The 4619-nt window shown below is 63.3% G+C and carries 5 protein-coding genes; 2 read left to right on the forward strand and 3 right to left on the reverse strand.

The genetic code is table 11. From position 1 onward, the window contains the following. Positions 1-456 (forward strand): CAP domain-containing protein, encoded by a 456-nt coding sequence (locus EN969_RS18005; RefSeq protein ID WP_127417459.1) that lies wholly within the window; start codon positions 1-3, stop codon positions 454-456. Positions 457-505: 49 nt separating this feature from the next. Here the strand turns inward: EN969_RS18005 and EN969_RS18010 are convergent, their stop codons facing one another. The 3 genes from EN969_RS18010 to EN969_RS18020 form a co-directional block, all read right to left on the reverse strand. Next, positions 506-2038: a DHA2 family efflux MFS transporter permease subunit gene (locus tag EN969_RS18010; RefSeq protein WP_013532370.1), complete on the reverse strand. Its 1533-nt coding sequence runs from the start codon at positions 2036-2038 to the stop codon at positions 506-508. A gap of 305 nt (positions 2039-2343) precedes the next feature. Then, positions 2344-3525, reverse strand: coding sequence for an HlyD family secretion protein (locus EN969_RS18015; RefSeq protein ID WP_013532371.1), 1182 nt, complete (start codon positions 3523-3525; stop codon positions 2344-2346). After that, positions 3522-4001: a MarR family transcriptional regulator gene (locus tag EN969_RS18020; RefSeq protein WP_063167717.1), complete on the reverse strand. Its 480-nt coding sequence runs from the start codon at positions 3999-4001 to the stop codon at positions 3522-3524. Before EN969_RS18020 ends, EN969_RS18015 begins: the two co-directional genes overlap by 4 nt. A 195-nt stretch (positions 4002-4196) precedes the next feature. On the opposite strand from EN969_RS18020, the gene EN969_RS18025 reads away from it, so the two are divergent. Then, on the forward strand, positions 4197-4619 hold a 423-nt coding region (locus tag EN969_RS18025), incomplete at its 3' end, for a CDP-alcohol phosphatidyltransferase family protein (protein WP_164758322.1).

The following is a 4619-nucleotide window of genomic DNA, read 5'->3' on the forward strand; positions in this document are numbered from 1 at the left end:
GTGCTGACCGGCCTCGCAGCCCTGGCGGGGCTCGCCGCCTGCAGCACCGTTTCACTGCCAACCGGCGAAGGCGCCGGGGTCTCCTCCTCCGCCACCAGCACGCTGGCCAGCATCCGCGCCTCGGCCGGGCTCGCGCCGCTGGTCCCCGACCGGCAGCTCGAACAGGCCGCCCTGCAGCAGGCAGGCTACATGGCGCAGCGCCGCCGCATGAGCCACACCACCGGCTGGGGCAAGGATTTCGCCTCGCGCGTCAGGGACAATAGAATTTCCGGTGCCGCGGCGGAGAACATCGCCGAGGGTCGTTTCGACCTCGATAAGCTGTTCGACATCTGGGTGCATTCACCAGGCCATCGCCGCAACATGCTCGACCCGCGCTTCACACGCTTCGGCCTTGCCTATGTGCGCGACGGCAGCGACAGCAAGCTCCGTTACTGGAGCCTCGTGCTCGGAAAATAGGAAAACGTGCCGGTTCGGTGCGCCACACCCAAGACGATTTGATGGAAAGCTAGTCCATATGCGCCGCCGGCGCGCCGCCGGCTGGCGCCTGCTTCGGCTTGCGCAGCAGGAAAACAAACGGGATGGCAAGCAGTGTCATCACCATGAGTATTTTGAAGTCGTTGACGTAGGAGATCATCATGGCCTGGAGATTGACCATGCGATCGACCTGCGAGAGCGCCGTTGGGTCGCCGCCTGCGGCCGCCGGCGAGACAGCCCACAGATTGGGGTTGAACGGATTGATGAAGGCCGAAAGCTCGGCATGGTTGATCTGCGTGTTGCGCACCATCAACACCGTCACGACCGACACGCCGATCGACGAGCCAAGATTGCGCACCAGGCTGAACAGAGCCGTGGCATCGGTGCGGAAGCGCACGTCAAGCGTGGCGAAGGCGACGGTCGACAACGGCACGAACACCATCCCCATGCCCAGGCCCTGGATGACGCCGGAGCTGATGATCAGCCAATTGTCCATCTGCGGGGTGAAGCTGGACATGGTGTAGAGCGACTGCGCGGTCAGCAGGAAGCCGATGACGACGAGGATCCTGGCGTCAATCCTGCTCATGAGCCGCCCGACGACGAGCATCGAGATCATGGTGCCGACGCCGCGTGGCCCCATGACGATGCCGATGGTGACGGTCGGATAGCCGAAGATGGTCGACAGCATCGGCGGCAGCAGCGACATGCTCGCCAGGATGAGCACACCCATGACGAAGATGAATGCGAGCCCGGTCACGAAATTGCGGTCGAGGAAGATCTTGGGATCGATGAAGGGGTGCTCGGCCGTCATGGTGTGAATGATGAACACCCAGAAGCCGGTGAGCGAAAGACCAAGTTCGATCCAGATCTCGACCGAGGAAAACCAGTCGACCTCGCCGCCGCGGTCGAGCAGCAGCTGAAGCGCGCCGACGCCGAGCGATATCATGGCGAAGCCGAAGAAATCGAAGCCGCGCACGCGCCGCGCGATAGCCGGCAAATAAGCGGCCATACCGAGAAAGGCGACGATGCCGACCGGCAGATTGATGAAGAACACCCAACGCCAGTTGAAATTCTCGGTCAGCCAGCCACCGAGTGTCGGGCCCAGAATCGGACCCAGCATGATACCGGCGCCCCAGATGGCCATCGCCTGGCCATGGCGTTCCCTGGGATTGATGTCGAGCAGGAAGGTCTGCGACAGAGGCACGATCGCGGCGCCGAACACGCCTTGCATCAGCCGGAAGAACACCATGGTCTCCAGGCTCCAGGCGATGCCGCACAGCATCGAAAACACGGTGAAGCCGACCACCGCCGTCAGGAACAGTTCCTTGCGGCCGAAGCGATCGGCCAGCCAGCCGGTGACCGGCGTCATGATGGCGGCGGCAACGATGTAGGAGGTCAGCACCCAATTGATGTTGTCAGGCGAGGCGCCGAGATCGCCGGTCATGGTCGGCAGCGCGACGTTGGCGATCGTCGTGTCGAGCGCCTGCATGATCGTCGCCAACATGAGCGCGACCGTGATCAGGCCGCGATGCGGCACTTCTTTGAAGGGTTCGGGCGTGCTCATGGCGTGGAACTTCCAGCAGGTAACAAAAACGTGTACAAGGGGTTTCCGGGCGGCAACGCCTTCCGTTGAGAGACCCTCGTCGCGGTGGGACGCGATTGTCGATGTGGGGGTTACATCGACTGAAAGTCTCTGATCAGCGGATGCCTGCCGCCCGGAAACATGAGGACCGACGGGTCCGCGTCGGAGATTTCAGACTTCGGCCAGGCCGCTATGCGGCGTGCCCAAACGCTGATCCTTCCAGCTCCTCCCATCAGACCAATCCTGCTATTCACCTCCGCCGCTGGTCCTGCGGCATTCTGTTGACGTTACTGCGCGGCCTCGCCGGCCGTGGCGTGACCGAAGATCGAAGGCAGGCCACGCGCCACGCCGGTGTCGACGGTAACGGTGGCGCTCATGCCGGTGCGCAACGCCATCTTGGCGTCCGCATCGGTCAGTTCGAGACGAACCGGGATGCGCTGTGTGACCTTGACCCAGTTGCCGGTGGCATTCTGGGCCGGCAGCAGCGAGAACTCGGCTCCCGTGCCGGCGCCGATCGCCTTGACCGTCGCCTCGAAGGTGCGCCCCGGATAGGTGTCGACCACGATCTCGGCCTTCTGGCCGGGCTTCATGTGGGTGAGCTGCGTTTCCTTGAAATTGGCATCGATCCAAGTGTCGCCGGTCTCGACCAGCGAAAACAGCGGCGTGCCGGAACCGACATACTGGCCGACCTTGAACGACGAGGCCTGGCTGACGATGCCGTCAGCCGGCGCCTTGACCGTGGTCTGCGCCAGGTCGTAGGCGGCCTTGTCGCGCGCGGCGAGCGCGGCCATCACGGTCGGATGCTTGTCGGTTTCGATGTCGGGATTGCCGCCAAGGGCTGCCTTGGCGCTGATGATGCCTTGCTCGGCAACGGCGAGCTGCTGCTTGGCCTTGTCGAGATCGTTCTTGGCTTCGTCCAGCGACGATTTGGCGTTGATGCCCTTCTGGGCAAGATCGGCGGCGCGGTCGAACTGCGACTGGGCGAAGGCGACCTGGCTGGCATCGGACTTCTGCTGAGCCATCGACTGGCCATAGGCGGCGCGCAACTGCTCGACATTGAGACGCGCGCCCGCCACCGCCGCGTCGGCCTGCGCCAACGCGATCCGGTAGGGCTCGGGGTCGATGGCAAACAGCTCGTCACCCTGCTTGACCAGCTGGTTATCGAAGATGTCGACCTTGACGATGCGGCCGGCCGTGTCGGAAGCGATCGACACCTTGGCCTGCTGCAGATTGGCGTTCTCGGTCTCCTGATAGCGGCCGCCGGTAACCCAGACATAGCCGCCGCCAACAGCCAATGCCGCAGGCAGCGCGACCATCAGCAGGAAGCGGCCCAGCCGGCGCTTTTTCTTCACCGGCGCCGGAGCCGGCTGCACCGGGGGAGCAACGGTCGCCGGGGCCGCGGCCGGCTGCGCCGGCGCTTCCATTTCCAGTTCGGTCACTTTCTCGTCTATCTTGGCTACCGCGTTCATGCTGCTGCGCCCTCTGTGTTCTTCACTTTTTCAATGGACGGCGTCTCGTCGTCGGTCAGGTTGCGGACCATCGCCTCAAGTCCCTCGACGAGGATGCGACGGGCTTCCGGTTTCACGTTGACAAGCGATTCCTCATAGACTTCCCCGGCAATGCTCTTGATCACGGCGTAGGCATCGCTTGCCTTGGGCGTCAGGAAGATCATGCGGACGCGGCGATCGGCAGCGTCGGAACGACGCTCGATCCAGCCTCCCTCCTCCATGCGGTCGACCAGGCGCGAAACGCTGATCGGCTCGATTTCGAGAAGTTCGGCCAGCCGCGCCTGCGCGACACCGTCTTCCTTGGCAACGCGGACCAGAAGCCGCCATTGCGCCGAAGAAAGCCCCAAGCCACTGGCCCTCGCCTCGAAGCGCTTGCGCATCAGGCGCTGCACGTCGTGGATCAAGAAGCCCAATCTGTCGATGCCATCGGAAACCATGAGCGGGATATATAATAAGCGTGCTCACTATTCAAGGTGCCGCAGTGCACACAAAGCCGACAAATGTGCATGACAGCTTTGCCGGGCCAATCATGGTTATCGATTTGCGAACGCATGATGGCCGCGCCGCCTCTCCGCTGGTCGCGTCTGGCATATTGATGTACAGCCGCTGAACAGGATCGGGGGATCAACGCAATGCCGACGCTTTACGCTCTCAAGCCGGCCTTCCAGGGCCGACTGCGGCCGCTGGTCAATCGGCTGGCGGCCATCGGGGTCACCGCAAACAGCATAACCATCCTGGCGGCCGCGATGTCGATAGCCGCCGGCGCGGCCATTGCGATCCGGCATGAATGGCGCTGGCTGCTGTTGCTTATCCCCGTGGTGATGTTCGTGCGCATGGCGCTGAATGCCGTGGACGGCATGCTGGCGCGCGAGCATGGCCAAGCCTCGACGCTCGGCATGTATCTTAACGAGTTGTGCGACGTCGTTTCGGACCTCGCGCTGATCTTGCCTTTTGCCGTCTTTCCGGAATTTGGCGCATGGGGCGTCGTCGCCTTCGCAATATCGGCGGTGCTGACCGAGTTTGCCGGCGTGCTCGGCATCGCCGCCAAGAACGGC

This window comes from Mesorhizobium sp. M7A.F.Ca.CA.003.01.2.1, from assembly GCF_003998945.1.
Classification (GTDB): Bacteria; Pseudomonadota; Alphaproteobacteria; order Rhizobiales; family Rhizobiaceae; genus Mesorhizobium; species Mesorhizobium ciceri.

Excerpts from the sequence above, each read along its gene's own strand:
- EN969_RS18010 (WP_013532370.1), bottom strand. The coding sequence starts at position 2,038 with ATGAGCACGCCCGAACCCTTCAAAGAAGTGCCGCATCGCGGCCTGATC.
- EN969_RS18015 (WP_013532371.1), bottom strand. The coding sequence starts at position 3,525 with ATGAACGCGGTAGCCAAGATAGACGAGAAAGTGACCGAACTGGAAATG.
- EN969_RS18020 (WP_063167717.1), bottom strand. The coding sequence starts at position 4,001 with ATGGTTTCCGATGGCATCGACAGATTGGGCTTCTTGATCCACGACGTG.